29 protein-coding genes are annotated in these 22,173 nt (G+C 71.2%); 9 read left to right on the plus strand and 20 right to left on the minus strand.

The window, feature by feature from the left end; translation table 11 throughout:
* Nucleotides 1–41: 41 nt before the first annotated feature.
* A complete protein-coding gene (locus AB0P41_RS15855; protein ID WP_365932447.1) occupies nucleotides 42–1,019 on the minus strand; it encodes an asparaginase in 978 nt (325 codons plus the stop codon).
* A 51-nt stretch (nucleotides 1,020–1,070) separates the two neighbouring features.
* The gene (locus AB0P41_RS15860; protein WP_356708018.1) at nucleotides 1,071–1,751 is read right to left on the minus strand and encodes an ABC transporter substrate-binding protein; all 681 of its coding nucleotides are present in this window, start codon (nucleotides 1,749–1,751) and stop codon (nucleotides 1,071–1,073) included.
* Nucleotides 1,752–1,866: 115 nt separating this feature from the next.
* Between AB0P41_RS15860 and dtd the strand changes: the two genes are divergently transcribed.
* A complete protein-coding gene (dtd, locus tag AB0P41_RS15865; RefSeq protein ID WP_356708019.1) occupies nucleotides 1,867–2,316 on the plus strand; it encodes a D-aminoacyl-tRNA deacylase in 450 nt (149 codons plus the stop codon).
* Nucleotides 2,317–2,338: 22 nt separating this feature from the next.
* On the opposite strand, the gene AB0P41_RS15870 is transcribed toward dtd, so the two are convergent.
* From AB0P41_RS15870 to AB0P41_RS15895, 6 genes are all read right to left on the minus strand, one after another.
* Nucleotides 2,339–3,304 (minus strand): folate-binding protein, encoded by a 966-nt coding sequence (locus AB0P41_RS15870; protein WP_356708020.1) that lies wholly within the window; start codon nucleotides 3,302–3,304, stop codon nucleotides 2,339–2,341.
* A gap of 30 nt (nucleotides 3,305–3,334) precedes the next feature.
* Nucleotides 3,335–3,775 (minus strand): transcriptional repressor, encoded by a 441-nt coding sequence (locus AB0P41_RS15875; RefSeq protein WP_356708021.1) that lies wholly within the window; start codon nucleotides 3,773–3,775, stop codon nucleotides 3,335–3,337.
* A gap of 67 nt (nucleotides 3,776–3,842) precedes the next feature.
* Nucleotides 3,843–4,415, minus strand: a complete 573-nt coding sequence (locus tag AB0P41_RS15880) for an FABP family protein (RefSeq protein WP_356708022.1) — start codon at nucleotides 4,413–4,415, stop codon at nucleotides 3,843–3,845.
* 259 nt (nucleotides 4,416–4,674) lie between these two features.
* Nucleotides 4,675–5,619, minus strand: coding sequence for a hypothetical protein (locus tag AB0P41_RS15885; protein WP_365932450.1), 945 nt, complete (start codon nucleotides 5,617–5,619; stop codon nucleotides 4,675–4,677).
* Nucleotides 5,616–6,497 carry a hypothetical protein gene (locus tag AB0P41_RS15890; RefSeq protein ID WP_365932452.1) on the minus strand — a complete coding sequence of 294 codons (882 nt, stop codon included), beginning with the start codon at nucleotides 6,495–6,497 and terminating at the stop codon, nucleotides 5,616–5,618. The genes AB0P41_RS15885 and AB0P41_RS15890 overlap by 4 nt, the downstream gene beginning before the upstream one ends.
* On the minus strand, nucleotides 6,494–7,282 hold the full coding sequence (locus tag AB0P41_RS15895; protein WP_356708025.1) for a hypothetical protein: 789 nt from the start codon (nucleotides 7,280–7,282) through the stop codon (nucleotides 6,494–6,496). The genes AB0P41_RS15890 and AB0P41_RS15895 overlap by 4 nt, the downstream gene beginning before the upstream one ends.
* Before the next feature lie 106 nt (nucleotides 7,283–7,388).
* On the opposite strand from AB0P41_RS15895, the gene AB0P41_RS15900 reads away from it, so the two are divergent.
* A complete protein-coding gene (locus tag AB0P41_RS15900) occupies nucleotides 7,389–7,751 on the plus strand; it encodes a DsrE family protein (protein ID WP_356708026.1) in 363 nt (120 codons plus the stop codon).
* 3 nt (nucleotides 7,752–7,754) lie between these two features.
* Here AB0P41_RS15900 and AB0P41_RS15905 read toward each other — a convergent pair whose 3' ends face one another.
* The 8 genes from AB0P41_RS15905 to AB0P41_RS15940 form a co-directional block, all read right to left on the minus strand.
* Nucleotides 7,755–8,063 carry a DUF3099 domain-containing protein gene (locus AB0P41_RS15905; RefSeq protein ID WP_356708027.1) on the minus strand — a complete coding sequence of 103 codons (309 nt, stop codon included), beginning with the start codon at nucleotides 8,061–8,063 and terminating at the stop codon, nucleotides 7,755–7,757.
* Between the two features lie 120 nt (nucleotides 8,064–8,183).
* Nucleotides 8,184–8,471 carry a DUF1416 domain-containing protein gene (locus AB0P41_RS15910; protein WP_014154938.1) on the minus strand — a complete coding sequence of 96 codons (288 nt, stop codon included), beginning with the start codon at nucleotides 8,469–8,471 and terminating at the stop codon, nucleotides 8,184–8,186.
* 77 nt (nucleotides 8,472–8,548) lie between these two features.
* A complete protein-coding gene (locus tag AB0P41_RS15915) occupies nucleotides 8,549–9,388 on the minus strand; it encodes a sulfurtransferase (RefSeq protein WP_356708028.1) in 840 nt (279 codons plus the stop codon).
* 151 nt (nucleotides 9,389–9,539) lie between these two features.
* On the minus strand, nucleotides 9,540–9,620 hold the full coding sequence (locus AB0P41_RS15920; protein WP_350310325.1) for a putative leader peptide: 81 nt from the start codon (nucleotides 9,618–9,620) through the stop codon (nucleotides 9,540–9,542).
* Nucleotides 9,621–9,869: 249 nt separating this feature from the next.
* Nucleotides 9,870–10,565, minus strand: coding sequence for a DUF2993 domain-containing protein (locus AB0P41_RS15925; RefSeq protein WP_365932455.1), 696 nt, complete (start codon nucleotides 10,563–10,565; stop codon nucleotides 9,870–9,872).
* A gap of 152 nt (nucleotides 10,566–10,717) precedes the next feature.
* Complete coding sequence (locus AB0P41_RS15930) at nucleotides 10,718–12,019, minus strand: hypothetical protein (protein WP_365932457.1); 1,302 nt, start codon at nucleotides 12,017–12,019, stop codon at nucleotides 10,718–10,720.
* A 10-nt stretch (nucleotides 12,020–12,029) separates the two neighbouring features.
* Nucleotides 12,030–12,284 (minus strand): MoaD/ThiS family protein, encoded by a 255-nt coding sequence (locus AB0P41_RS15935; protein WP_104787757.1) that lies wholly within the window; start codon nucleotides 12,282–12,284, stop codon nucleotides 12,030–12,032.
* 23 nt (nucleotides 12,285–12,307) lie between these two features.
* Nucleotides 12,308–13,264: an alpha/beta hydrolase gene (locus tag AB0P41_RS15940; RefSeq protein WP_365932459.1), complete on the minus strand. Its 957-nt coding sequence runs from the start codon at nucleotides 13,262–13,264 to the stop codon at nucleotides 12,308–12,310.
* Nucleotides 13,265–13,561: 297 nt separating this feature from the next.
* Between AB0P41_RS15940 and AB0P41_RS15945 the strand changes: the two genes are divergently transcribed.
* From AB0P41_RS15945 to AB0P41_RS15970, 6 genes are all read left to right on the plus strand, one after another.
* Nucleotides 13,562–14,386 carry a response regulator transcription factor gene (locus AB0P41_RS15945; protein ID WP_356708032.1) on the plus strand — a complete coding sequence of 275 codons (825 nt, stop codon included), beginning with the start codon at nucleotides 13,562–13,564 and terminating at the stop codon, nucleotides 14,384–14,386.
* Between the two features lie 24 nt (nucleotides 14,387–14,410).
* A complete protein-coding gene (locus tag AB0P41_RS15950; protein ID WP_356708033.1) occupies nucleotides 14,411–15,454 on the plus strand; it encodes a LacI family DNA-binding transcriptional regulator in 1,044 nt (347 codons plus the stop codon).
* A 95-nt stretch (nucleotides 15,455–15,549) separates the two neighbouring features.
* Nucleotides 15,550–16,713, plus strand: coding sequence for a trypsin-like peptidase domain-containing protein (locus tag AB0P41_RS15955; RefSeq protein WP_365932461.1), 1,164 nt, complete (start codon nucleotides 15,550–15,552; stop codon nucleotides 16,711–16,713).
* A gap of 13 nt (nucleotides 16,714–16,726) precedes the next feature.
* A complete protein-coding gene (locus tag AB0P41_RS15960) occupies nucleotides 16,727–16,906 on the plus strand; it encodes a hypothetical protein (protein WP_356708035.1) in 180 nt (59 codons plus the stop codon).
* Nucleotides 16,907–16,953: 47 nt separating this feature from the next.
* Nucleotides 16,954–17,685 carry a response regulator transcription factor gene (locus AB0P41_RS15965; protein ID WP_356708036.1) on the plus strand — a complete coding sequence of 244 codons (732 nt, stop codon included), beginning with the start codon at nucleotides 16,954–16,956 and terminating at the stop codon, nucleotides 17,683–17,685.
* On the plus strand, nucleotides 17,682–19,103 hold the full coding sequence (locus AB0P41_RS15970; RefSeq protein ID WP_365932463.1) for a HAMP domain-containing sensor histidine kinase: 1,422 nt from the start codon (nucleotides 17,682–17,684) through the stop codon (nucleotides 19,101–19,103). The genes AB0P41_RS15965 and AB0P41_RS15970 overlap by 4 nt, the downstream gene beginning before the upstream one ends.
* Before the next feature lie 7 nt (nucleotides 19,104–19,110).
* On the opposite strand, the gene AB0P41_RS15975 is transcribed toward AB0P41_RS15970, so the two are convergent.
* Both AB0P41_RS15975 and AB0P41_RS15980 read right to left on the minus strand, forming a co-directional pair.
* On the minus strand, nucleotides 19,111–19,347 hold the full coding sequence (locus AB0P41_RS15975) for a helix-turn-helix transcriptional regulator (protein ID WP_365932465.1): 237 nt from the start codon (nucleotides 19,345–19,347) through the stop codon (nucleotides 19,111–19,113).
* Nucleotides 19,347–19,931 carry a DUF2975 domain-containing protein gene (locus AB0P41_RS15980; protein WP_365932467.1) on the minus strand — a complete coding sequence of 195 codons (585 nt, stop codon included), beginning with the start codon at nucleotides 19,929–19,931 and terminating at the stop codon, nucleotides 19,347–19,349. The genes AB0P41_RS15975 and AB0P41_RS15980 overlap by 1 nt, the downstream gene beginning before the upstream one ends.
* 141 nt (nucleotides 19,932–20,072) lie before the next feature.
* Between AB0P41_RS15980 and AB0P41_RS15985 the strand changes: the two genes are divergently transcribed.
* The gene (locus tag AB0P41_RS15985; RefSeq protein ID WP_365932469.1) at nucleotides 20,073–20,411 is read left to right on the plus strand and encodes a hypothetical protein; all 339 of its coding nucleotides are present in this window, start codon (nucleotides 20,073–20,075) and stop codon (nucleotides 20,409–20,411) included.
* A gap of 18 nt (nucleotides 20,412–20,429) precedes the next feature.
* Here the strand turns inward: AB0P41_RS15985 and AB0P41_RS15990 are convergent, their stop codons facing one another.
* Nucleotides 20,430–21,323, minus strand: coding sequence for a phosphatidylinositol-specific phospholipase C (locus tag AB0P41_RS15990; RefSeq protein ID WP_365932471.1), 894 nt, complete (start codon nucleotides 21,321–21,323; stop codon nucleotides 20,430–20,432).
* 152 nt (nucleotides 21,324–21,475) lie between these two features.
* The gene (locus AB0P41_RS15995) at nucleotides 21,476–22,069 is read right to left on the minus strand and encodes a TetR family transcriptional regulator (protein WP_365932473.1); all 594 of its coding nucleotides are present in this window, start codon (nucleotides 22,067–22,069) and stop codon (nucleotides 21,476–21,478) included.
* Nucleotides 22,070–22,173: the final 104 nt, after the last annotated feature.

Raw genomic sequence — 22,173 nt, forward strand, 5'->3', positions numbered from 1 at the left:
GGCGCAGGGGATGTCGCGCGGTTTTCCGGCAGGCCCGCAGCTCAGAACGCCGCCCGGATCTCGCCGACCTCGGCGCCGCCGCCCAGCAGCGGGGCCCGCCCGACGCGGGACACCACCGGGGCGTCGACGCCCAGGAGTCCGAGGGCGCGGGCCAGCACCGGGCCGAGCGCGCGCGTGGAGCCGTCGTCGATCTTGAAGGCCAGGGCCCTGCCGTCCGGAAGGGCCACCGCCTGGACCGCCTCCGCGCCCATCTTGGAGAGCGTGCCCGGCAGCTCCCGCATCAGCCAGGTGTCCGGCCGCCGCGTGCCCGCGACGTACTCCGGGTGCGCCCGCATCGCGTCCGCGACCCGCCGCTCCGCCGTCCCCGGCTCCGCCAGCACGAACGCCCGGAACGCGCGGGCCAGGCCCACCAGACCGATCGCCATCAGCGGCGCCCCGCAGCCGTCCGTGCCGATCGACGCCACGGGCTCACCCGCCGCCTCCGCGACGACTTCGCCGACCAGCCGCTGGAGCGGGTGGGCCGGGTCGAGATAGGTCGCGGTGTCCCACCCGTTGAGTACGCACACGGCGAGCATCGCCGCGTGCTTGCCGGAGCAGTTCATGGTGAGCGGCTCCCGCACGCCCCCGGCGGCGAGGTACGCCTCCGCCTCGACGGGGTCCAGGGGCAGATCGGGCGGGGTCTGGAGGTCGTCCGGGGTCAGCCCGTGCTCGGCGAGCATCGTGCGGACCAGGTCGAGGTGGAACGCCTCGCCCGAGTGGCTCGCGGCCGCCAGCGCCAGCCGCTCCCCGGAGAGGTCGAGACCGGCCCGGAGGATCGCGGCGGCCTGCATCGGCTTGTTGGACGAACGCGGGAAGACCGGGGCCGCCGGGTCGCCGAGCGCGAGCTCCACGCTCCCGTCCGCGGCCAGGACGACCAGCGACCCCCTGTGGTGGCCCTCGGTGAAGCCGGACCGCACGACCTCGGCCAGGACCGGGGGCACGGACGACGAGGACGCGTACGAGGCTATGGAGGAGCTCATGGGCTGGTGGCCTTCCGGGGACGGGCGTGACCCGCCCCCGGAAGGGTCACCTCAGGCGAGCAGGTCCTCTACTTGTGCTTCCCCGTCACGGTACCTGCGGGCGATCTCCGCGCTGCAATCGTCGACGGTCCGCTGGAGCCGGTGACGGCGCCGGGACACCTGCCGCTCGTAGCGGACGAGCCGCCCCATGGCGGTGAGGAGCTCCTCGTCCGTCCGGGCGTCGAGGTCGGACAGCTCGACCTCCGCGAGCGTGTCCGCCGCCAGCCGGCGGTACTCGTCGCTGCGCGGCGTGGTGAGGGTGACGTGCCGGGCCGAGGAGCGGTGGACGGACGGGGTGTCGGCGAGGATCTCCGAGAGCCGGTCCACGACGGGCGACTCGGGGTCCACCCGGCGGGCGAGTTCGGCGCGCAGGATGTCGATTCGGCCCTGGACCAGACGGCGTACGTAGCTGAGGTCCGCCTCGTCGCGCTGGGCGTCCCGGCGCAGTGAGCGCAGGTCCGGCAGCCGCAGGCCCCCGAATTCGGGCTGGGGGCGGACGGAGGCCAGTGCTTCGACCGCACCGCCCCCGGTCTGTCCGGGCACGGACACCGCTCCCGGCAGCTGTACGAGCGGTGGGGCGGGCAGTTGGCCGGGCGGCGCGGTACCGGTCCGCTGCACCGGCGGCCGCAGGCCGGCAGCTGTACGTGTCCCTGGTACGGCACCGGGTGATGGCCCGGTTCCATGTGTCGTCATGATGTTCCGTCCCCTCGACCGGTGCGTCGGCACACCGACACCGTGCATGGTGCCACTACGCAGGGTGTTCACGCAGGTGCTCTGTACCCGTTCAGCCCAAGATAGGTTGGTCTGTATGCGTGCAGTGATACAGAGAGTGGACGGCGCGAGCGTCACCGTGGCGGGCGCCGGGGACGATCCGTCGGGGACCGGAACGGTCGGCGAGATCACCGGCGAGGGCCTGTGTGTGCTGGTGGGGGTCACTCACGACGACACGGCGGAGAAGGCGGCGCAGCTCGCCCGCAAGCTGTGGACCCTTCGGATCCTGGAGGGCGAGAAGTCCTGCTCGGACGTGAATGCACCGCTTTTGGTCATTTCTCAGTTCACTCTCTACGGGGACGCCAGGAAGGGCCGCAGGCCCACGTGGAACGCCGCCGCGCCGGGCGAGGTCGCCGAGCCGCTGGTCGACGAGGTGGTGGCGCGACTGCGCGCCCTCGGGGCGCGGGTGGAGACGGGCCGGTTCGGGGCGGACATGCGCGTCTCGCTCACGAACCACGGCCCGTTCACCGTGCTCGTCGAGGTGTAGCGGGCCCTCCAGGGCCCGCGGCCTACGGCTCTACGACCGTCTCCTGGGCCGCCGCGGTGTCACCCGCGATCAGCTCCGCGTCCACCGCGACGTTCCGCTTCACCAGCGCCAGGGCGATCGGCCCCAGCTCGTGGTGGCGGGCCGAGGTGGTGATGAAGCCGAGCTGGCGGCCCTCCTGGCCGTCGGCGGCGAGCCTGACCGGCGTCCCGTGGCCCGGCAGGTGCACCTCGCTGCCGTCGAGGTGCAGGAAGACGAGGCGGCGCGGCGGCTTCCCCAGGTTGTGGACACGGGCGACCGTCTCCTGGCCCCGGTAGCAGCCCTTCTGGAGGTGCACGGCACTGCCGATCCAGCCCAGCTCGTGCGGGATGGTGCGATGGTCGGTCTCGAAGTTCAGACGCGGGCGGTGCGCCTCGACGCGCAGCGCCTCGTACGCCAGGATCCCGGCCACCGGGCCGTGCTCGGCGGCGTACGCCTCCAGGTCGGCCCGGGGCAGGAAGAGGTCGCGGCCGTGCGCCGTCTCCCGCACGGCGGCACCGTCCGGGACCTCGGCGATGGATCCGGCCGGAAGGTGCACGACGGCGATGTCCTCGGTGCGGTCGGCGACCTCGACCCGGTAGAAGAACTTCATCGACTCCAGATACGCGATCAGCTCGCCCTGGGTCTCCGGCTCGGCGTGCATCCACACCGTCGTGCCGTCGTCGACCAGATAGAGGGCGTGCTCGATGTGCCCGTTGGCGGAGAGGATCAGCGCCTCGGTCGCCTGGTTCGGCGCGAGGTCGCTGACGTGCTGGGTGAGCAGCAGATGCAGCCAGGCCAGCCGGTCGTCGCCGGTGACCGTGACGACCCCCCGGTGCGAGAGGTCGACGAGGCCGCTGCCGTCGGCGAGTGCGCGTTGCTCACGGAACAGGTCGCCGTAGTGCGCGGCGACGCCTTCGTCGCGCCCCTCGGCGGGGACGGCGCCGGGCAGGGACAGCAAGGGGCTCTTCATGCGACCAGCGTACGACCCGCGCGGACCTGGTCAGGGTCCTGTCGTCGCACCGGCCTTCGCCGTGCAGTCGGCGCAGCGCCCGAAGATCGCGAAGTGCTTCATGTCGGTCTCGAAGCCGAAGGTGTCCCGCAGCTTCGCCGTGAAGTCGGCGACCACGTCGACATCGGCCTCGATGACGTCCGTGCAGTCCCGGCAGACGAGGTGGATGTGGTGGTGGCGGTCCGCGAGGTGGTAGGTCGGGGAGCCGTGCCCGAGGTGGGCATGGCTGACCAGCCCGAGCTCCTCGAGGAGCTCCAGGGTCCGGTAGACGGTGGAGATGTTCACGCCCGACGCCGTCCTGCGCACCTCGCAGAGGATGTCGTCGGGCGTCGCGTGCTCCAGCTTGTCCACGGCCTCGAGGACGAGCTGGCGCTGAGGCGTCAGCCGGTAGCCACGCTGCCGAAGATCGGTCTTCCAGTCGGTGCTCACCACATGCCCAGTGTAGGGCGGAGCGAGCCCCGGCCCGCCGGACCGGGAAGTGCGACGGCCCTGACGGGGCCTACTTGAAGAACGCGATGCCGTCGTCCGGCATGTCCCCGAGGCTCTTCGCCATGGCGGCGACCTCCTCCGGGGTGACGACCTTCTTCAGGTGCGCCGACATGTACGGCCGCAGCTCGACGTCGGGGGTCGACTTCTCGCCGACCCACATCAGGTCGCTGTTCACATAGCCGTAGAGACGCTTGCCGCCGCTGTACGGGCCGGAGGCCGCGGTGCGGGCCACCGCGTCGGTGACGATGTCGATCTGCGGCTTCTGCTTCGCCAGCTCGCCGTACCAGACCTCGACGACGCCCTGGTCGCGGACCATGACGATCTCGACCTTGCGGTCCTTGTCGATGCGCCAGTATCCGGACTCGGACTCCAGCGGCTTGACCTGCTTGCCCTCGGCGTCCAGCACCCAGGAGTGCGAGACGTACTCGAGGAAGTCACGGCCGTCGTGGCTGAAGGTGACCTCCTGGCCGAAGTTGCACTTCTCGGCACCGGGGAAGTCGGAGACGCCCGCACCCGCCCAGTTACCGAGGAGGAAGGCCAGCGGCACGAGGTCCGGGTGGAGGTCGGACGGAATCTCGATCATGAGCGGCTCAGACGATCTGTGAGGGTGTACGGGAAGTGTTCGGCGAGGGTCAGCGCTGGCCCTGGTACAGCTTCTTCACGGTCACGACCGCGAAGGCGAGCACGCCGACGCAGACCAGGACCAGCAGGGCGGAGAAGAAGGCCTCAAGCACGGGAGCTCCTCGGAACGAACGACATGACGGCAGCGGGCGGCCGGGCCCCCAGCCTAATGGGTGGGAGCCCGGCGCGGCGGCCCGGGGTTTCGCCCGGGCCCGGTCGGCTCAGCCCAGGAGCTGGTCCTGGAGGATCAGGGTCTGGTGGAACGGGACCTCCGGGACCGGCTTCGAGCCCTTCCGCTCGTGGACGATCAGCGCGACCGTGTCACCGGCCTGCACGTAGGCGGCGCGGATCCGTTCCTTCCCGTCCGGCTGCGCGTCCGTGAAGACGAACGTGGTGGTGTCCGGGTCCTTGTCCGAGCCTTCCCAGCCCTCGTCGAAGACGAGGTCTTCCTTCCAGTCGAGTGCCTGGCCGGGACCGCCGCCGATGTACATGTCATCCCGGAAGCCCTCGGCGTAGGCCGTCGAATTGAACCGGAGCAGGTAGACCCGGGAGGTCGTGCCGTCCGGCATGCTCCAACCGCGGGCCGCGATGTGGCGCAGCGCCGAGTCGGCGAGCAGGCCGCGGATGCGGTCGCGGCCGTCCTTGCGGTACTCGGACGCGAACTGTTCCGGCGTCGTCCAGCCACCGTCGATCTTGCTGTCCACGGCCGCGCCGGCCGGTGCCGGAATCAGCAGGTCCCGCAGATCCGCGTGGTGGATCTGGGCGGTGTTGCCGGGGCTGAAGGGCCTCGGTGAGCCGGAGGGGAGCGCGGGCAGCGTCAGCGCCGGGTACTCCCAGCGCCCGTCGTGCTCCGTGGCGAGACCCGGCACGTCGGTGCGCTCCATCGAAGCGATCCCGAAGGCCGTACCCGTCCCCAGGGAGCCGAGAACGAGCACGACGGCGGTCCACCGTGCCACGGCTCGGAGCACCCGGCGCGGTGGCTTCACGGGCTCAGGTCCACCGGGACCCCCCGGCCCGGCGCCTGCGGGCTGTTGCGGCATCGGCGGGGCGGTGGGCGGGGGCGGGAGCACGGGGGCGGCCGCCTCCGGGGACGCGGGAGCCTCCGTCGGCTCGGGCTGCGCGGCCGTCCGCTCCGGCTCGGCAGGCGTAACCGTCTGCTCGGTCATACGTACTCCCCCGGGGACGCTATGTGGTCGAGCTGGTCCTTCAGCAGGTTCACGACCTCGGTCTTCTCGAACGGCTCGATGCCGGTGGCGACGAGGTTGACGCTCAGTTCGCCGTCGTACGCCGTGCACTGCATGCCGGCGAGTTCCACGGCATCACCGCTTGCGTCCTTCTCCTTCGGCACGAGGAAGCACGCGGCGTGCTTGTGACCCTTGACCGCAGGCCCCTTCCGGAACTCCCCGACGGATTCCAGCAGGTCCTTCCGGAACAGATGCGTGTCGCGGACGGCCTTCCGGTCCTTCATCTTCGTGATCTTGATTTCGACGGCCAGGTCGTCGCTGTCCGCTCGGTACGTACGCACGGCCACGCCCTGGATCTTGAGCTTGTCGATGCGCCTGTCGAGTTCCCGGCGCTGCTTGCCGGCCAGGCCCCTGCCCGTCTCCTTCAGCGCGGCCGTGGCCTTCTTCCCGCTGATCTCGCTGTCGTTGCCGTCACCCCCCGAGTCGGGACCGAGCGTGTAACCCGGGGGCACGGGAAGCTGGAGCTTGCTCAGCTCCGTGGACGTCCGGCCGGCGGACACGTCTCCGGCGGGGTCCTTGCCGGACACGCCCTCCGGCTTCTGCCACACCGTTGTCCTCGCCGTACGGTCGGCGCCGCCGACCTTGTGCACGGTGTAGCCGACAGCGCCGCATGCCGCTCCGATCGCGATCGAGAGCGCCACAGCAAGGAGCCGCCCGTCCCTCCGGGAGGGTGCGGGGGGCCCGGCGGCAGGGGTCGCCCCGTCGCCGGGGGCGGGGGTGGTTTCCGGTTCCGAAGTCGCGGAGGTGACCGGGGTGGATACGCCGTCCGCGGTGGGCTCCGGCACGTTCTCGTCGGTCACAGGAGCCCCAACTGCCGCTCGGCCATGCTGCGGATGTCCTTCTTGCCGAGCGGCTCGGTGTCGAACAAGTTGATCTCCATCATCACGTCGCCCCGTTGCGCGACGGCCCTGGCCCGGTACATCGGCAGGTATCCCGCTTCGTTGTGGACCTCGTAGAGGTAGTAGCGGCCGTTCCCGCTGCCCTTGATCGGATCGCCTGTGTTGCCCGCGCCGATATCGCTCTCGCCCATGTACGACAGCTGGCTCTCCGCGTGGCCGACCGCGCCCAGCTGGTCACCGCTGCGGAACTGGACGAGCGCCACGTTGACCACCCTGTTGCCCTTCTCCCAGGAGGCGCCCGCCGCCCGGCGGAAATCGGCCCCGAGCAGCTCCTCGTACATGTAGGCCTCGTCGTCGAAGAGCCGCGCGTCGTCCGCGAGGTCCATCCACCCGTCCCGCAGCCACAGGCCGTCGGACTTCTCGAATCCCTTCGGCTTGGGCAGCAGCAGCTTGCGCAGGTCGCCGTCCGTCCTGACCTGCCGGTCCTGCGAGGCGGGCAGTGGGGCCGGGACCTTGTCCGCAGGGAGCGCCTTCGCCGGGTAGGCCAGCTCCGCCTGCGACAGCGCGGGCAGCGGCGTCGGAGGCCGCTCCGCCTGGATGTCGTAGCCGACCGCTGTGCCCCAGGAGATGCCGAGGAGTGCGGCGGCGGCGATCAGCAGAGTCGTGCGTCCCCGTGGACGCTTCCGTTCCGGGGCGACGGCCGGCGGCTCGGCCGGCAGGCCGGAAATGGTGTCGTTCGGTTCCAAAAGGGTCCCCCCCAAGAGACCTGAGGCGCGGGTTCCATTACCTGCGCACACAACTGACCCACAGGTCACAGGGGAGGTTGCCCGGCCGAGGATTACAGTTCGGTACATGCCGAAGAAGCTCGTGATCAAGGTGACCGCCGGAGCCGATGCCGCCGAGCGCTGCTCGCAGGCCTTCACCGTGGCGGCCGTGGCCGTCGCCAGCGGGGTCGAGGTCTCGCTGTGGCTGACCGGCGAGTCCGCCTGGTTCGCCCTGCCGGGGCGCGCCGCCGAATTCGAACTGCCGCACTCCGCGCCGTTGCCCGACCTGATCGACTCGATCCTGGCGGGCGGCGGGATCACGCTCTGCACGCAGTGCGCGGCGCGGCGCGACATCACGGAGAAGGACGTCCTGGAGGGCGTACGCATCGCCGGCGCCCAGGTCTTCGTGCAGGAGGCCATGGCGGACGGCACCCAGGCCCTCGTCTACTGACCGCTAGCGGCGGTGGTCCCTGCCGTCGAGCTCGTCCCACCACTCGTCCGACTGCGGGTCGCCCGTGCGCTTCTCGCGGGACGAGGGACGGCCAGGGGGGCGGGAGACACGGGACGGATCGTCGTACCAACGGTCATCAGGTCCACGGCGGTTGGCGACGATCGCGGCGACAGGCGGGATGACCATGGCGACCACGCACATCCCCACGGCGGCCGGGACGGACCACAGACGCACGAAGGCCCAGGCGGAGACGAAGAGGAAGAGGCATCCGCCCATCATCAGAAAATAGACGCGCCTGCGCCGGGCGTACATGCTTCCAGCGTAGAGCTCTTCGGCGCGGACGCGAACGCGGACGGCACGAAGGGCCGCACCCCTGTTCAGGTGGCGTCCAACCCCCTGGGGTGCGGCCCTCCGGCCGTATGCGCGCGTGAACTACACGGCGATGGCGACCTCGGCGAGGCCACCGGTCTGCGCCACGACCGTGCGGTCGGCGGTGCCGCCGGGGACCAGGGCGCGGAGCGTCCAGGTGCCCTCGGCCGCGTAGAAGCGGAACTGTCCGGTCGCCGAGGTCGGGACCTCGGCGGTGAACTCACCGGTCGAGTCCAGCAGACGGACGTAGCCGGTGACGGGCTCGCCGTCGCGGGTCACGCTGCCCTGGATGGTCGTCTCGCCCGGCTTGATCGTCGAAGCGTCGGGGCCGCCGGCCTGTGCTCCACACATGGTGTTCTGTCCTTCTGGTCGGGGTCCTGCTGATCGGGTCATGCGTAATTGGAGGGTCCCCCAATTGCCGGACCCTCTTACTTGTTGGCGCCGAGCTCGATCGGCACGCCCACGAGGGAGCCGTACTCGGTCCACGAACCGTCGTAGTTCTTGACGTTCTCCTGGCCGAGCAGCTCGTGCAGGACGAACCAGGTGAGCGCGGAACGCTCACCGATGCGGCAGTACGCGATGGTGTCCTTGGACAGGTCGACCTGCTCGTCCTCGTAGAGGGCCTTGAGCTCGTCGTCCGACTTGAACGTGCCGTCGTCGTTGGCGTTCTTCGACCACGGGATGTTGCGGGCGCTCGGCACGTGGCCGGGACGCTGCGACTGCTCCTGGGGGAGGTGCGCCGGGGCGAGCAGCTTGCCGCTGAACTCGTCGGGCGACCGTACGTCGACGAGGTTCTGGCTGCCGATGGCCTTCACGACGTCGTCGCGGTAGGCGCGGATCGACTCGTCCTGGGCCTTGGCCTTGTACTGGGTGGCCGGGCGCGTCGGGACGGCGTCGGTCAGGTCGCGGGAGTCGAGCTCCCACTTCTTGCGGCCGCCGTCGAGCAGCTTGACGTTCTCGTGGCCGTACAGCTTGAAGTACCAGTACGCGTACGAGGCGAACCAGTTGTTGTTGCCGCCGTAGAGGACGACCAGCGTGTCGTTGCCGATGCCCTTCTCGGACAGGAGCTTCTCGAAGCCGGCCTGGTCGACGAAGTCCCGGCGGACCGGGTCCTGGAGGTCCTTGGTCCAGTCGATCCGGATCGCGTTCTTGATGTGGTTCTTCTCGTACGCCGAGGTGTCCTCGTCGACCTCGACGATGGCGACCTGCGGGTCGTCGATGTGGGCCTCGACCCAGTCGGCGTCGACCAGAACGTCTGCGCGGCTCATGTGTTTCTCCTCCGGGGCAGTCTGCGGCGGGGTGGTGCGGTGTGCGGAGTGCGAGGTGTACGCGCAGGGGCTGTGAGCGGAACGCGTACGGAAGGCACGGGCTCGGCCCTGACGTGGTCGAAGGGCCGGGGGAAACGGGAGAGGGTCCCGCTCAGAAGGTGCGACAGAGCATGGCGGCGACGCGGCACAGGTCTACTGCCCGCCGCTTCGTGAGGTCCGCCTGTCGCTTCATGCGTCCGATCGTAGGGAGGTACGGCCGGAGATGTCACCGTCGTGTCGGATGATGAGACACGATCGTCCGTGATGCGAGACAAGAGCGGCCCCGGCGCCATCGCGGACCCGGACGCGGGCGGCCTCCGGGCGGCGGTCATCTGCGGAACGGACGAGCTCGTCTCATTATCTGGATCGGCCGTCCCGGGCCACCTTCGCGGACCCCTACCCCGGCCACCCGGGAGTTACCCGTGGCGTCCGTTCCGTGTCGTCATCCGGCGAGCCGGATGTCGGCGCCGGTCATGGATATCTCCAGGCCGCCCGGCGTCACCTCGATCTTCTCCATCTTCAGGCCGTCGGGCAGGCCGGCGATCTCCCGGTCGAAGTCGGTCTTCTTCCTGACCAGGCCCTCCAGACCGGGGATGCCCTCACCCGGGACCTCGTCGGCGTGCACCTTCACGGTGTCCCCGTCGACCAGGGTGACCGTGGAGAGCACGCTGCGCGTGACCTTCTCGCCCAGCAGCGGGATCTCGACCGAACCGGTGACCTTGACCTTGCCGTCGCCCCCGTAGGCGACCGAGACGCCGTCGTCCGCCGCCGCGGTGAGCGCCTCGTACGACAGGAAGGCCGTCCCGGTGGCCCGGGCGGCCGTCGCGCTGGTGTACCCGCCGCCCACCTTCACCTGGTGCAGCTGGGCCTGGATCTTCCGTATCCGGATCTCCCGCCCGGCCGCTCCGGCCTGGACGTCGTCGACCGTGACGTCGACGCGGTCGAACTCCGCTCTGGCCGCCTGGGTCAGAAAGGGGAAGCCCTTGATCGAGACCCGGGTCGGACCGGACTCGACGCCGCCGAAGGCGATCCGTCCCTCGGCCTCCGACTCCGCGAAATGCACGGCGGCGCGGTCCACGGCGACGAAGACGCCACCCAGCACCACGGCGATGATCAGCAGTATTCGCAGTGCTCGCATGCCTGTTGTTCCCCCACTCGGACCGGGCTGACCCCTGTGGGCGTGAGCCTACTTCGGCCGTGCGGCGCGCCCGGAGTGATCGACGAGCGGGCGGCCCGGGCGGTTCCCGGATACGTGGAGTGTGAGTGAGGGAACGTCAGGGACGCCCGGCGTCAGGCGATCGCGCGACCGATCAGATAGACGGCGGGAGCAGCGGCCGTGAGCGGCAGCGCCACCCCGGCCGTCATGTGCACGAAACGGGACGGGTAGTCGTAGCTCGCGACCCGCAGGCCGATCAGCGCGCAGCCGCCGGCCGCGAACCCGAGGAACGCGGCCTGCGCGCCGAAGTCCGTGAACGCTCCGCCGGCCAGGCCGGCACCCGCCGCGACGAGCAGCGCCCCGACGACCGAGACCGGTCCGGGCAGCGGCAGGGCCCTGACGAGGACCGCCGCGGCGACCGCGAGGCCGCCGACGGTCACCGCGTCCGGGACGGCCGCCAGGTGCCCGGCGGCCAGCACCGCGAGCGCGGCCGACGCGACCGTGGCCGTCAGGCCGTACATCCGCTCGTCCGCGCCGGCCCGGCTGCGCAGTTGGAGGACCAGGGTGAGGAGCACCCAGACACCGAGCGTGCCGAGGATGGCCGCCGGGGCGTTGTCACGGCCCGCGGCGAGCAGCACGACGTCGGCCACCACGCCGCCGGCGAACGCGAGCGCGATGCCCTGCCTGGCCGGCCACATGCCGTTGAGCCGGAACCACCCTGCGGCGGTCACCGCCTGGAGCAGGACCAGGGGCACGAGCAGGGCGTACGGGCCGATCGCGGCGCCGAGAGCGAGGAGCACACCGAGGCCCGCGGTGATCGCGGCGGGCTGGATGCCCGGCGCGATGACCGGCGAACGCCCCTCGGCCCGGGCACGCTGTGCGTCGGTGATCCGGCTGTTGCCCAGGGTGGTGGGCGCGCTGTAGCCGGCGTCGGCCGGCGCGGCCGCCTCCGGAGCCGACGGGGCGGGCGGGGCCGCCGGGGCCTCGGGGGGCAGCGGGTAGGCGACCGGTGCGCCCTGCACGGACGCGGGGGCGGAGGCGGGCGCGTTCTGGTGCTGCGGCCGGATCGTCGGCTGGTACTGGGTGTCCCAGGTCTGCCCCTGCCACGTCTGCGTCGCGCCCTGGTCGGCGGGGGCCTGGGGAGCGCCCTGCTCCGGGTACGCGGAGGGCTGCTGCTGCGCGTACGGCTGCTGCGAGCCGTATCCGGGCGTCACGGGCTCCTGGCCGTAGGCGGGCTGCTGCTGCCCGTACACCGGCTGCCGGCCCTGCTGCCCGTACACGGGCTGCTGGTCCTGCCCGTACACGGGCTGCTGGTCCTGCTGCCCGTGAGCCGGGTCGTACGGCTGCTGCGCGTACGCCGGGTCGTAGGGCTGCTGCCCCTGGTGCTGCCGCCCGTGTCCCGGATCGTACGGATACTGCTGATCGCTGTTGCTCATGGTCTGCGGTTCACCCTCCTGCGAACGGCGGGAGCACCTCGACCGTGCCGCCCTCGGCAAGCCGTACGGTCTCATGACCGCGGGTCCCCACAGGATTCCCGTCGATCAGGAACGAGCATCGGAGCAGTACGCGCGTCAGCTCACCGGGGTGCCGTTCGCGCACCCCGTCGAGCGCCTCGGCGAGCGTGTCCGCCGTGTACGGCTCCTCCGCGGTTCCTGCGGCGGCCTTGGCCGCGGCCCAGTAGCGGATCGTTCCCGCTGCCATGGCGGCACCCCTTTCGTCGTACGTCAGCTGTCCATCATGGAGCACGCCGCGTCCGTCCAGTCGGCGATACGGGTCAGCAGTTTCTCGTCCGCGGCGTTCTCCGCGTGGCCCATGCCGTGCTCCAGCCAGAGCTCCGCCCGGTCGTCTGCGGCTCCTGCCAGCATCCGGGGGTGGTCCACGGGGAAGTATGGATCACGGTCGCCGTGCACGATCAGCAGCGGCGCGGTGATCAGCGGGACGGCCTCCACCGGAGAGAGCGGCACGGGGTTCCAGTCCTCGCGGTGGATCCGGGTGCGGAAGCCGTAGCGGCCGACGAGCCGGCCCGTGGGACGGGTGACGACCCAGTGCAGGCGGCGCATCGGAGCCGTGCCCCGGTAGTACCAGCGAGCGGGCGCGCTCACCGAGACGACGACATCTGCGTGTGCGCCTGAATGCGCCCCTGCGCGCTCCCCCTGCGCCTCGTGCGCCCCGGTGCGCCGCTCCACCCGTTCGGCCCCCGGCGTTTCCGATTCCTCGGCCACGGATTCAGTGGCTTCCGGCGCCGTATACAGAGCGGCGTGCCGGAGCACCACGGAACCGCCCATCGAGAAGCCGACCGTAATGACGCGACGGTGTCCCAGCGACCGCGCCCAGGCGACCGCGGCTGCCAGGTCCAGCACCTCGCGGTCACCCACCGTGGACCGCCCTCCCGACTTTCCGTGGCCCCGGAAGGAGAAGATGATCACGGCCGCACGCTGGGCGAACACCTCCGCGGCGCGCCGCACGGCCGGCCGGTCGACGGAGCCGGTGAAACCGTGCGCGAGGACGATGGCGGTCCCCGCGGTCCCCTCGCCGCCGACGGCCCCGGAACCCGCCGTACACGGGGTGTACACCGCCTCGATACGGACCCCGTCACCGGTCAGCAACGTGGTGCGCCGGGGGTGCCGCGTGATCGAGGGAACAGAAGAACTCGAGAAACGACCCTCGGACACAGAACTCATGTGGGCTATTCTGCTGCGAAGAGGATCCGGGCAAAGCAGCCCCCGGGTCCTTTTGTGCTTTCCGAGCGTTGTTACGGCAGCGTTTCCACAAGCTCAGCGTTCCCCGGGCGCGGGACCGCACAGTAAAAACCGTATGACGGCCGTCGGGATAAATGGTCGTACGGGAGTACGAAGCAGTGCCGCATACTCCCCCGGGTCCGACCCGGGAGTGCCCCTCTCGCAGGGAACGAGGAGGACCGACGTAATGGGCGAGCTGAACGTGCACGATCGACCGACGACCCAGGCAGGTGGGCGGCGATGAGTTCACTGCTGCTTCTGACGAATGCCCTTCAACCGTCGACGGAGGTGCTCCCCGCCCTCGGCCTTCTGCTGCACAGTGTGCGGGTCGCCCCCGCCGAGGGACCAGCTCTCGTCGACACCCCTGGTGCCGACGTCATACTCATCGACGGCCGGCGCGACCTCCCCCAGGTCCGCTCGCTCTGTCAGCTCCTGCGGTCCACCGGGCCCGGCTGTCCGCTGATCCTCGTCGTGACGGAGGGCGGCCTGGCGGCCGTCACCGCCGACTGGGGCATCGACGACGTCCTGCTGGACACCGCGGGGCCCGCCGAGGTCGAGGCCCGGCTGCGGCTGGCCACCGGACGCCAGCAGATCACCGCCGACGACTCCCCCATGGAGATCCGCAACGGCGATCTGTCGGTCGACGAGGCGACGTACAGCGCCAAGCTCAAGGGCCGGGTCCTCGACCTGACCTTCAAGGAATTCGAACTGCTCAAGTACCTCGCGCAGCACCCGGGCCGGGTCTTCACCCGCGCCCAGCTGCTCCAGGAGGTCTGGGGCTACGACTACTTCGGCGGCACCCGCACGGTCGACGTCCATGTGCGGCGGCTGCGGGCCAAGCTCGGCCCCGAGCACGAGTCGCTGATCGGCACCGTCCGTAACGTCGGCTACCGCTTCGTCACCCCTGAGAAGGGTGACCGGGGAGCCGAGAAGGGCGACCGGGCAGCCGAGGAGGCGAGGGCCAAGGCGACGCCCGGGCCCGTGGACGAGGTGGTCACCCGTTCGGAGCAGTCCGTGGAGGGTGAGATCGCGGAAGAAGCCCCGGTCCGGCCTGCCAAGCGGTAGGTCTCTCCGCGTAGACTGCCGCGCGTGGCCAAGGTGACGCGGGACGATGTGGCGAGACTGGCGGGGACCTCGACAGCGGTCGTCAGCTACGTCATCAACAACGGACCCAGGCCGGTCGCCCCGGCCACGCGCGAGCGGGTGCTCGCCGCGATCAAGGAGCTGGGGTACCGGCCCGACCGGGTCGCCCAGGCCATGGCCTCGCGGCGCACCGACCTCATAGGGATGATCGTGCCGGACGCCCGGCAGCCGTTCTTCGCCGAGATGGCACACGCCGTCGAACAGGCGGCGGCGGAGCGCGGGAAGATGGTGCTCGTCGGCAATTCGGACTACCGCGACGAGCGCGAGGTCCACTATCTGCGGGCCTTCCTCGGCATGCGGGTCTCGGGGCTGATCCTGGTCAGCCAGGGCCCCAGCGAGCGGGCCGCGGCCGAGATAGAGGCATGGGACGCCCGCGTGGTCCTGCTGCACGAACGCCCCGAGGCGATCGACGACGTCGCGGTCGTCACCGACGACGTCGGCGGCGCCCAGCTCGCCACGCGCCACCTCCTGGAGCACGGCAACGCCTACGTGGCGTGTCTCGGCGGCATGGAGTCGACCCCGGTGGTCGGTGACCCGGTCGCCGACCACATCGAGGGGTGGCGCCGGGCGATGCAGGAGGCCGGACGGCCGACCGAGGGCCGGCTCTTCCACGCCCCGTACAACCGTTACGACGCCTACCAGGTGGCACTGAAGCTGCTCTCCGGACCCGACAGACCCCCGGCGATCTTCTGCTCCACGGACGACCAGGCGATCGGGGTGCTGCGGGCCGCGCGTGAGCTGCGGATCGACGTGCCGGGTGAGCTGGCGGTCGCGGGCTTCGACGACGTGAAGGAAGCGGGACTGACCGATCCGCCGCTCACGACGGTCTTCTCGGACCGTCCGGCGATGGCCCGGGCGGCCGTCGACCTGGTCCTCGACGACTCCCTGCGGGTCTCGGGGTCGCGGCGCGAGCGGCTGAAGCAGTTCCCTTCGGCCCTGGTGGTGCGCCGGTCGTGCGGCTGCGGCGAACCGACGGTCGCCAGGCCGTAGCGGGGGCCCTTCCTTATATCGGGCATACGAGGTTCTGCCAGGCTTCTCAGGACGTACTCAGGCTGTTCTCATGTTCGCTGGCCACTCTCGTAGACATGACCGACAGCCACCGCCCGAGCGGCGAGTACCCGATGTCCCCCTCGCACGGCAGCGGTACGTACGGCGACGGTACGTACGGCGACGGTACGTACGCCGGCGCCTCGCACGGCACCGGCTCGTACGACAGTGCCCCGCGCGGTGGTGCTGAGGCGGCCTACCCGCCGCCGCCGGCCTACGGGCCCGAGCGGCAGACCGCCGAGGTGCCCGCCGCCGCCCACGCCTGGCCCGCCCCGGCGCCCGAGCCCGTCCCGGCCGACGCCCCGAAGGCCGAGCGCCGCGTCAAGCGGCCGCTCGCCCTGCTGGCGGCCGTCGCGATAGCCGCCGCGGCGATCGGCGGCGGCACCGCCACCCTCATCGGCGAGCTCGCGGGCGGCGGCTCCGGCGGCTCGGCCTCCGGCGGCGTGGTCAACGGCACCACCGTCTCGCAGAGCACCGCCGGCACCGTCTCCGGCGTGGCGGCAGCCGTGTCCCCGGCCATCGTCGAGATCGGCGCGACGTCCTCGTCGGGCGAGGCCACCGGTTCCGGCGTCGTCATCACGGCGGACGGCGAGATCGTCACCAACAACCACGTCATCTCGGGCGCCTCCCAGATCAAGGTGACCCTCAGCACCGGCAAGTCGTACACCGCCGACGTCGTGGGCACGGACCCCGACAAGGACCTGGCCCTCATCAAGCTCCAGGGTGCGAGCGGGCTGAAGACGGCCTCGCTCGGTGACTCCTCCTCGGTGAAGGTCGGCGACGAGGTCGTGGCGATCGGCTCGCCCGAGGGCCTCACGGGCACGGTCACCAGCGGCATCGTCTCGGCCCTCGACCGCGACGTCACGGTCGCCAAGGAGGACGAGCAGGGCCAGCAGCAGCAACAGGGGGGCCAGAACTGGCCGTTCGAGTTCGGCGGCCAGCAGTTCAACGGCGACACCGGCTCGTCCCAGACGACGTACAAGGCCATACAGACCGACGCCTCGCTCAACCCCGGCAACTCCGGCGGCGCCCTGATCAACATGAACGGCGAGATCATCGGCATCAACTCGGCGATGTACGCGCCCAGTTCGTCCAGCGCCTCGGGCAGCTCGGCAGCGGGCAGCGTGGGCCTCGGCTTCGCCATCCCGGTCAACACGGTCAAGGCCGACCTGGACGCCCTGCGCGCCGGCGACGGCTCCTGACGAGGAGGTCCCCATGACCACCGACACCGCCGTGGACGCCGGCCCCTCCGGTCTGGCCCTCCCGCTCGCCCTGGCCGCGGAACTGGCCACCTCGGCTCCCGCCGCGCCCGCACGCCGCCCGGCCGAGATCCGCAGCGGCTCCGGCCGTGGGCGACGTGCCGCACGACGCCGCGCGGCGGCCGTGCGAGGCTGAGAACCGAGCACGCAGCACCCGGCCCGAAGGAAGAGGACGAAGAAGCGATGAGCCCCGCCGAAGACGATCCCCAGCGCGTCCTGATCGTCGACGACGAGCCCGCCGTGCGCGAGGCCCTGCAGCGCAGCCTCGCCTTCGAGGGGTACGGCACCGAGGTGGCCGTGGACGGCTACGACGCCCTCGCCAAGACCGAGTCGTACGCCCCCGACCTGATCGTCCTGGACATCCAGATGCCCCGCATGGACGGCCTCACCGCCGCCCGGCGCATCCGGTCCACCGGATCGACCACGCCCATCCTGATGCTCACCGCCCGCGACACCGTCGGCGACCGTGTCACCGGGCTCGACGCGGGCGCCGACGACTACCTGGTCAAGCCCTTCGAACTGGACGAGCTCTTCGCCCGCATCCGCGCCCTGCTGCGCCGCAGCTCCTACGCGGTCGCGGCGGGCGGGCCCCTCCCCGACGACGACGTGCTGTCCTTCGCGGACCTCCGCATGGACCTGAACACCCGCGAGGTCACCCGGGGGACACGCCGGGTCGAGCTCACCCGGACCGAGTTCACCCTCCTGGAGATGTTCCTGGCCCACCCCCGGCAGGTGCTGACCCGCGAACAGATCCTCAAGGCGGTCTGGGGCTTCGACTTCGAGCCGAGCTCCAACTCCCTGGACGTGTACGTGATGTACCTCCGCCGCAAGACGGAGGCGGGCGGCGAACCGCGCCTCGTCCACACGGTCCGGGGCGTCGGGTACGCCCTGCGCTCCGGCGGCGGTGACGGGTGACCGGCCTGCCCCGCCGGCTCCGCGCCCTGCCGCTGCGCTCACGGCTCGCCCTGCTGGTCGCCACGGCGGTCGCGGTGGCGGTCGCGGCGGTGGCGGCGGCGTGCTGGTTCGTGACGCAGCAGCAACTGGAGCAGCAGCTGGACAAGACGCTGCGCGGTTCCAAGGTCGACCAGATCTATCTCTCGCAGCTGTACGCGTACTGCCAGGGCGGCTCCTCCCAGGAACCCCGGCCCTTCACCGGCGTGACGGTGCAGCTCATCGACTCCCAGGGCACGGTCTGCATCGCCTCCGAGGCCGCGACGTCGAAGCTTCCGGTGACCCCCGAGGACCTGGAGGTGGCCAAGCGGGAGCGTTCCTACGCCCTGCACACCGAGACGGCCGAGAACGGCACGGACATGCGGGTCTACACCACACCGCTCGAAGTCCGGGGCCCGGGGGCGCAGGCAGGGAGCCTCGCGCTGTCCACCGCCCGCCCCATGAGCGAGGTCACCGCCCCGCTCTCCACCCTCGCCTGGGTGCTGTTCCTCGTCGCCGGCATCGGCGTCGTCGGGGCCGGCGCGGCGGGTCTGTGGATCGCCCGTACCGGTCTTCGCCCCGTCGACGACCTCGCCCACGCGGTCGAGCACGTGGCCGAGACCGAGGACCTGACCATCCGGATCCCCGCCGAGGGCGAGGACGAGATCGCGCGCCTCTCCCGCTCCTTCAACGCCATGGCCAGCTCCCTGGCCACGTCCCGCGACCGCCAGGCCCAGCTCATCGCGGACGCCGGGCACGAACTGCGCACCCCGCTCACCTCGCTCCGTACCAACATCGAGCTGCTCGCCCGAAGCGACGAGACGGGCCGTGCCATCCCGCCCGACGACCGCAAGGCACTGATGACCTCGGTCAAGGCCCAGATGACGGAACTGGCCGCGCTCATCGGCGACCTCCAGGAGCTCTCCCGCCCCGACGCCGCCCAGCCGGGCCCCCTCCAGGTGGTCGCGCTGCACGAGATCACCCGTAACGCCCTTCAGCGTGCCCGGCTGCGCGGCCCCGAGCTCACCATCAACGCCGAGCTCGCCCCCTGGTACGTACGCGCGGAGCCCGCGGCCCTGGAGCGGGCGGTCGTCAACGTCCTGGACAACGCCGTGAAGTTCAGCCCGGCCCGCGGCACGGTCGACGTCGTCCTCCACCGCGGCGAGCTGACCGTACGGGACCACGGCCCCGGCATCCCGGCCGAGGACCTCCCGCACGTCTTCGACCGCTTCTGGCGCTCCCCCTCGGCCCGCCAGCTCCCCGGCTCCGGCCTCGGCCTGTCCATCGTGGCCCGTACGGTCCAGCACGCGGGCGGCCAGGTCACCCTGAGCCCCGCGGAGGGCGGCGGCACGGTGGCGTCGATCCGCCTCCCGGGGGCGCCGCAGCCGCCGCCGGGGGCGTGACGGCCGGCTAAGGGGCCTTCCCCGTGGGGTCGTGGGTGATCAGGTCGCCCGGCTGGCATCCGAGGACGTCGCAGATCCTCGACAGGGTCGAGAAGCGGATGGCCTTGGCGCGCCCGTTCTTGAGCACGGACAGGTTGACGACGGTGATGCCCACCCGCGCGGACAGTTCGGTGAGCGTCATGTCCCGCTCGGCCAGGATCCGGTCGAGGTGGATCCGGATCCCGTGGAGTTCCTCTTCGGCCATCAGATGGTCCCTTCGAGGTCCTCTCGCATGCGCACGCCTTCGCGCATGAACGATCCTACGATCACCGCGGCCAGGCCGGCCAGGATGAGCACCATCGGCCCGTCGATCTCCACCCCGAAGCCCACGTTCGGCGACATGCTGTCGACGAGCCAGGACTGCGAGGTGCCGACCACGAGACCGGCCGCCGGTGTGCCCAGGGCGACGACCCAGCCCAGCACGGAGAGCCGCTTCGCCACCGCGTGGGTGAACGGGCCCTGGCGCAGGACGGCCTCCAGCAGACGGTTGAAGAGCAGCAGCGCGAGGGAGCTGAACAGCAGCCAGGGCAGTTGGCCCCCGAGGTCGGCGGCGCGCTGACCCACGGAGGGTCCGTCCTGACAGAGGCGCGTCATACTGCTGGACTCCTGCACACCGTCGCCGGTCGACGCCTTGTCCGCCGGCGAGGCGTTGCGCCAGAAGTCCGTCTCCACGCAGACCGCGCCGTCGTCGAGCATGTGCGTGACCGCCGTGCCGATGAAGGCGAGCCCGAAGAGCGTCGCCATCACGAAGGTCACAGTGGCCAGGATCCTGGTGATTCGCGTGTGCATGGCGCCCCGTTCCCATCGATATTCGATATGCCGAGGTTAGGGGCCATATCGATATTCGACAAGTCCATGTTCGTCGGCGGTCCGCCCCGAAGGGCCGGGAGACCTGGTGTTTCCGGGCCGCGCGCAGTACAACTGGGCGCCATGGCAGACCAGCAGCCCGCCCATCGCCCGGACCGGGCGCCCGGTGCACACACGGCGTACGCGCCACCGCAGCCCCCGGTCAGCGACGGCTACCGGCGGTGGGCCGGCATCCTCGTCCGCCTCGCCGCCGTCATCGCGTTCCTCATGGCGGCCGCGCTCGTCGCGAGCGTCGTCCTTCTCGTACGGGCGGACGCGGACACGCGGAACGCCGCCTACGGCTACCTCGCCCTCGCCCTCTGGGCGGGGATCGTCCTCGCGATCCCGGTCCTGCTCGCCGTCGGCATCCCCGGGGTGGTCATGACACGGCGGGTACGGCAGCAGCGGACGGGGCCCTCGTAGGCGACGCCGGCGGGCGGCTCAGCCCGTCGGATTGTGCCGGATCAGCGACTCGACGAGCCCGGAGCGGGTCGCCGGGTAGTCCAGGGGCACGATGCCGAGCCCGGTCCAGCCCGCCGCCTCCGGTCCGTCGAGGAACGAGTGCACCTGCGGGTTGAGCCGGTCGGAGTTCCAGCGCGGCGGCATCAGGGCGGCGGTGCTCACGTAGTTCATGAACAGCTTGCCGGGCTGCTGCGCGGCCTTGCGGAACTGGGCCTCGATCTCGGTGTACTTGCGGAACGGCTCCGCCATGTAGTCGTCCTGGATGTCGAAGACCGCCGGGTCGGCGTACCGGACACCGGGCAGGCCGCCGTTGTCCGCGAGCAGGACCACCTTGCCGCGGGCGCCGCCGAGGTCCGGCAGCGCGGGTTCGAGGTGGAGGAGCGGGCGCCAGCCCTTGCCGTCGAGGTAGAGGTCGAAGATCCGCCGGAACGCGGCGTCGCTCTCCTCGGAGTACTCCTGCTTCACCCGCATCAGCACGGTCTCCGACGGCTGCCGGGCCAGGAAGTCCCGGCAGGCGCCCAGCACGTCGTCGAAGTTCAGGTGCTGGTACGACGCCCCGTGATGGATGGCGTACGCGTCACCGCTGATCCGGCACCGTATGTCGAGGAAGCGGACGCCGCTGTCGAACTGTGCGGCGATCGTGGTGTTCTGGCACTCCGTCCACGGACCGCCGTACCGCGCGCCCGCGTTGTGCGTGCCAGGGATCGTGAGTCGCCGCAGCGGGGTGGCGTCGGCGATGCCCGACATCCAGTTCAGGGTGCCGAGGGCCTCGGCGGGAGCGGCGACGGCGGGCGCCCCGCCGATGAGGACTCCGGCGGTGGCGGTGAGTGCGCCGGCGAGGAAGGTCCGGCGACTGACGGTGTACGGGCTCATGAGGGGAGAGGCCTCCGTCGGCTGTGGGGGGAGGCTTGGATTATGTCGGGTGCACCTCAATATCGGAACGGGGCCTGCCGCCACAGGAGTTCGCGGAATTCCGGAGGACCGAGGCCAGAACCCGGAGCCCGCCGCTCGGCGTGTGGCCGTCTTCAGCTACCGGCCTGAGGTCGCCGTTCCGCCTCGGCCTGGCTGTTCCCCGCACTCGTCAGGATCGCGGACATGATCACCTCGGAGAGATGACCGGCGCGTGGCGCGAGCGCGGGCTGATCGCCGAGCCACGCGAGCGCCGCTATCAGCGCGAACAAGTCGACGCCGTCGATGTCGCTCCGCGCCGTGCCCGCGTCCTGGGCACGAACGAGGAGCCGTGAACCAGCCGCACGCAAGGTGACGCACGAGGCGTGGAGCGCGGACTCGCGATCCTCGATGGCGGCCGCCATCAGCACGGTCACGCCCCGGTACTCGGTCGTCCACGCGACGCAGTCGCGCAGCCACGACACGAGAGCGTCCGCCGGCGAGCTCGACCTCTCGAGCTCGGCCGCCTGTGCCGTCAGCTCGTCGAAGCTCGTCCTGAGCAGCGCGTCGAGCAGGGCCTCCCGGGTCGGGAAGTGGCGCAGCAGCGTCGCGAGCCCGACATCCGCCCTCCGCGCGATGTCGCGCATCGACACGTCGACGCCTTGCTCGGCGATGGCGGCGCCCGCCACTGCGAGCAGGTGGTCGCGGTTCTTCCTGGCATCGGCCCGCATCTGTCCCCCTTGACTATTCGGATCAGTGGTCCATATATTTGGACCACTGATCCACTTCATGTGGACCACCGATCCGGAACAAGCGTATCCCGCAGCACGGTCAG

It is taken from the genome of Streptomyces sp. NPDC079167 (assembly GCF_040686735.1).
Taxonomy (GTDB): Bacteria; Actinomycetota; Actinomycetes; order Streptomycetales; family Streptomycetaceae; genus Streptomyces.

What these genes read in the sequence shown, in the direction of transcription:
- AB0P41_RS15955 (WP_365932461.1), top strand. Translation starts at nt 15,550, where the DNA reads ATGACCGACAGCCACCGCCCGAGCGGCGAGTACCCGATGTCCCCCTCG.
- AB0P41_RS15960 (WP_356708035.1), top strand. Translation starts at nt 16,727, where the DNA reads ATGACCACCGACACCGCCGTGGACGCCGGCCCCTCCGGTCTGGCCCTC.
- AB0P41_RS15855 (WP_365932447.1), bottom strand. Translation starts at nt 1,019, where the DNA reads ATGAGCTCCTCCATAGCCTCGTACGCGTCCTCGTCGTCCGTGCCCCCG.
- dtd (WP_356708019.1), top strand. Translation starts at nt 1,867, where the DNA reads ATGCGTGCAGTGATACAGAGAGTGGACGGCGCGAGCGTCACCGTGGCG.
- AB0P41_RS15995 (WP_365932473.1), bottom strand. Translation starts at nt 22,069, where the DNA reads ATGCGGGCCGATGCCAGGAAGAACCGCGACCACCTGCTCGCAGTGGCG.
- AB0P41_RS15930 (WP_365932457.1), bottom strand. Translation starts at nt 12,019, where the DNA reads ATGAGCAACAGCGATCAGCAGTATCCGTACGATCCGGGACACGGGCGG.
- AB0P41_RS15920 (WP_350310325.1), bottom strand. Translation starts at nt 9,620, where the DNA reads ATGAAGCGACAGGCGGACCTCACGAAGCGGCGGGCAGTAGACCTGTGC.
- AB0P41_RS15900 (WP_356708026.1), top strand. Translation starts at nt 7,389, where the DNA reads ATGCCGAAGAAGCTCGTGATCAAGGTGACCGCCGGAGCCGATGCCGCC.
- AB0P41_RS15980 (WP_365932467.1), bottom strand. Translation starts at nt 19,931, where the DNA reads ATGCACACGCGAATCACCAGGATCCTGGCCACTGTGACCTTCGTGATG.
- AB0P41_RS15870 (WP_356708020.1), bottom strand. Translation starts at nt 3,304, where the DNA reads ATGAAGAGCCCCTTGCTGTCCCTGCCCGGCGCCGTCCCCGCCGAGGGG.
- AB0P41_RS15945 (WP_356708032.1), top strand. Translation starts at nt 13,562, where the DNA reads ATGAGTTCACTGCTGCTTCTGACGAATGCCCTTCAACCGTCGACGGAG.
- AB0P41_RS15910 (WP_014154938.1), bottom strand. Translation starts at nt 8,471, where the DNA reads ATGTGTGGAGCACAGGCCGGCGGCCCCGACGCTTCGACGATCAAGCCG.
- AB0P41_RS15985 (WP_365932469.1), top strand. Translation starts at nt 20,073, where the DNA reads ATGGCAGACCAGCAGCCCGCCCATCGCCCGGACCGGGCGCCCGGTGCA.
- AB0P41_RS15975 (WP_365932465.1), bottom strand. Translation starts at nt 19,347, where the DNA reads ATGGCCGAAGAGGAACTCCACGGGATCCGGATCCACCTCGACCGGATC.
- AB0P41_RS15935 (WP_104787757.1), bottom strand. Translation starts at nt 12,284, where the DNA reads ATGGCAGCGGGAACGATCCGCTACTGGGCCGCGGCCAAGGCCGCCGCA.
- AB0P41_RS15925 (WP_365932455.1), bottom strand. Translation starts at nt 10,565, where the DNA reads ATGCGAGCACTGCGAATACTGCTGATCATCGCCGTGGTGCTGGGTGGC.
- AB0P41_RS15885 (WP_365932450.1), bottom strand. Translation starts at nt 5,619, where the DNA reads ATGACCGAGCAGACGGTTACGCCTGCCGAGCCGGAGCGGACGGCCGCG.
- AB0P41_RS15915 (WP_356708028.1), bottom strand. Translation starts at nt 9,388, where the DNA reads ATGAGCCGCGCAGACGTTCTGGTCGACGCCGACTGGGTCGAGGCCCAC.
- AB0P41_RS15990 (WP_365932471.1), bottom strand. Translation starts at nt 21,323, where the DNA reads ATGAGCCCGTACACCGTCAGTCGCCGGACCTTCCTCGCCGGCGCACTC.
- AB0P41_RS15965 (WP_356708036.1), top strand. Translation starts at nt 16,954, where the DNA reads ATGAGCCCCGCCGAAGACGATCCCCAGCGCGTCCTGATCGTCGACGAC.
- AB0P41_RS15905 (WP_356708027.1), bottom strand. Translation starts at nt 8,063, where the DNA reads ATGTACGCCCGGCGCAGGCGCGTCTATTTTCTGATGATGGGCGGATGC.
- AB0P41_RS15940 (WP_365932459.1), bottom strand. Translation starts at nt 13,264, where the DNA reads ATGAGTTCTGTGTCCGAGGGTCGTTTCTCGAGTTCTTCTGTTCCCTCG.
- AB0P41_RS15880 (WP_356708022.1), bottom strand. Translation starts at nt 4,415, where the DNA reads ATGATCGAGATTCCGTCCGACCTCCACCCGGACCTCGTGCCGCTGGCC.
- AB0P41_RS15860 (WP_356708018.1), bottom strand. Translation starts at nt 1,751, where the DNA reads ATGACGACACATGGAACCGGGCCATCACCCGGTGCCGTACCAGGGACA.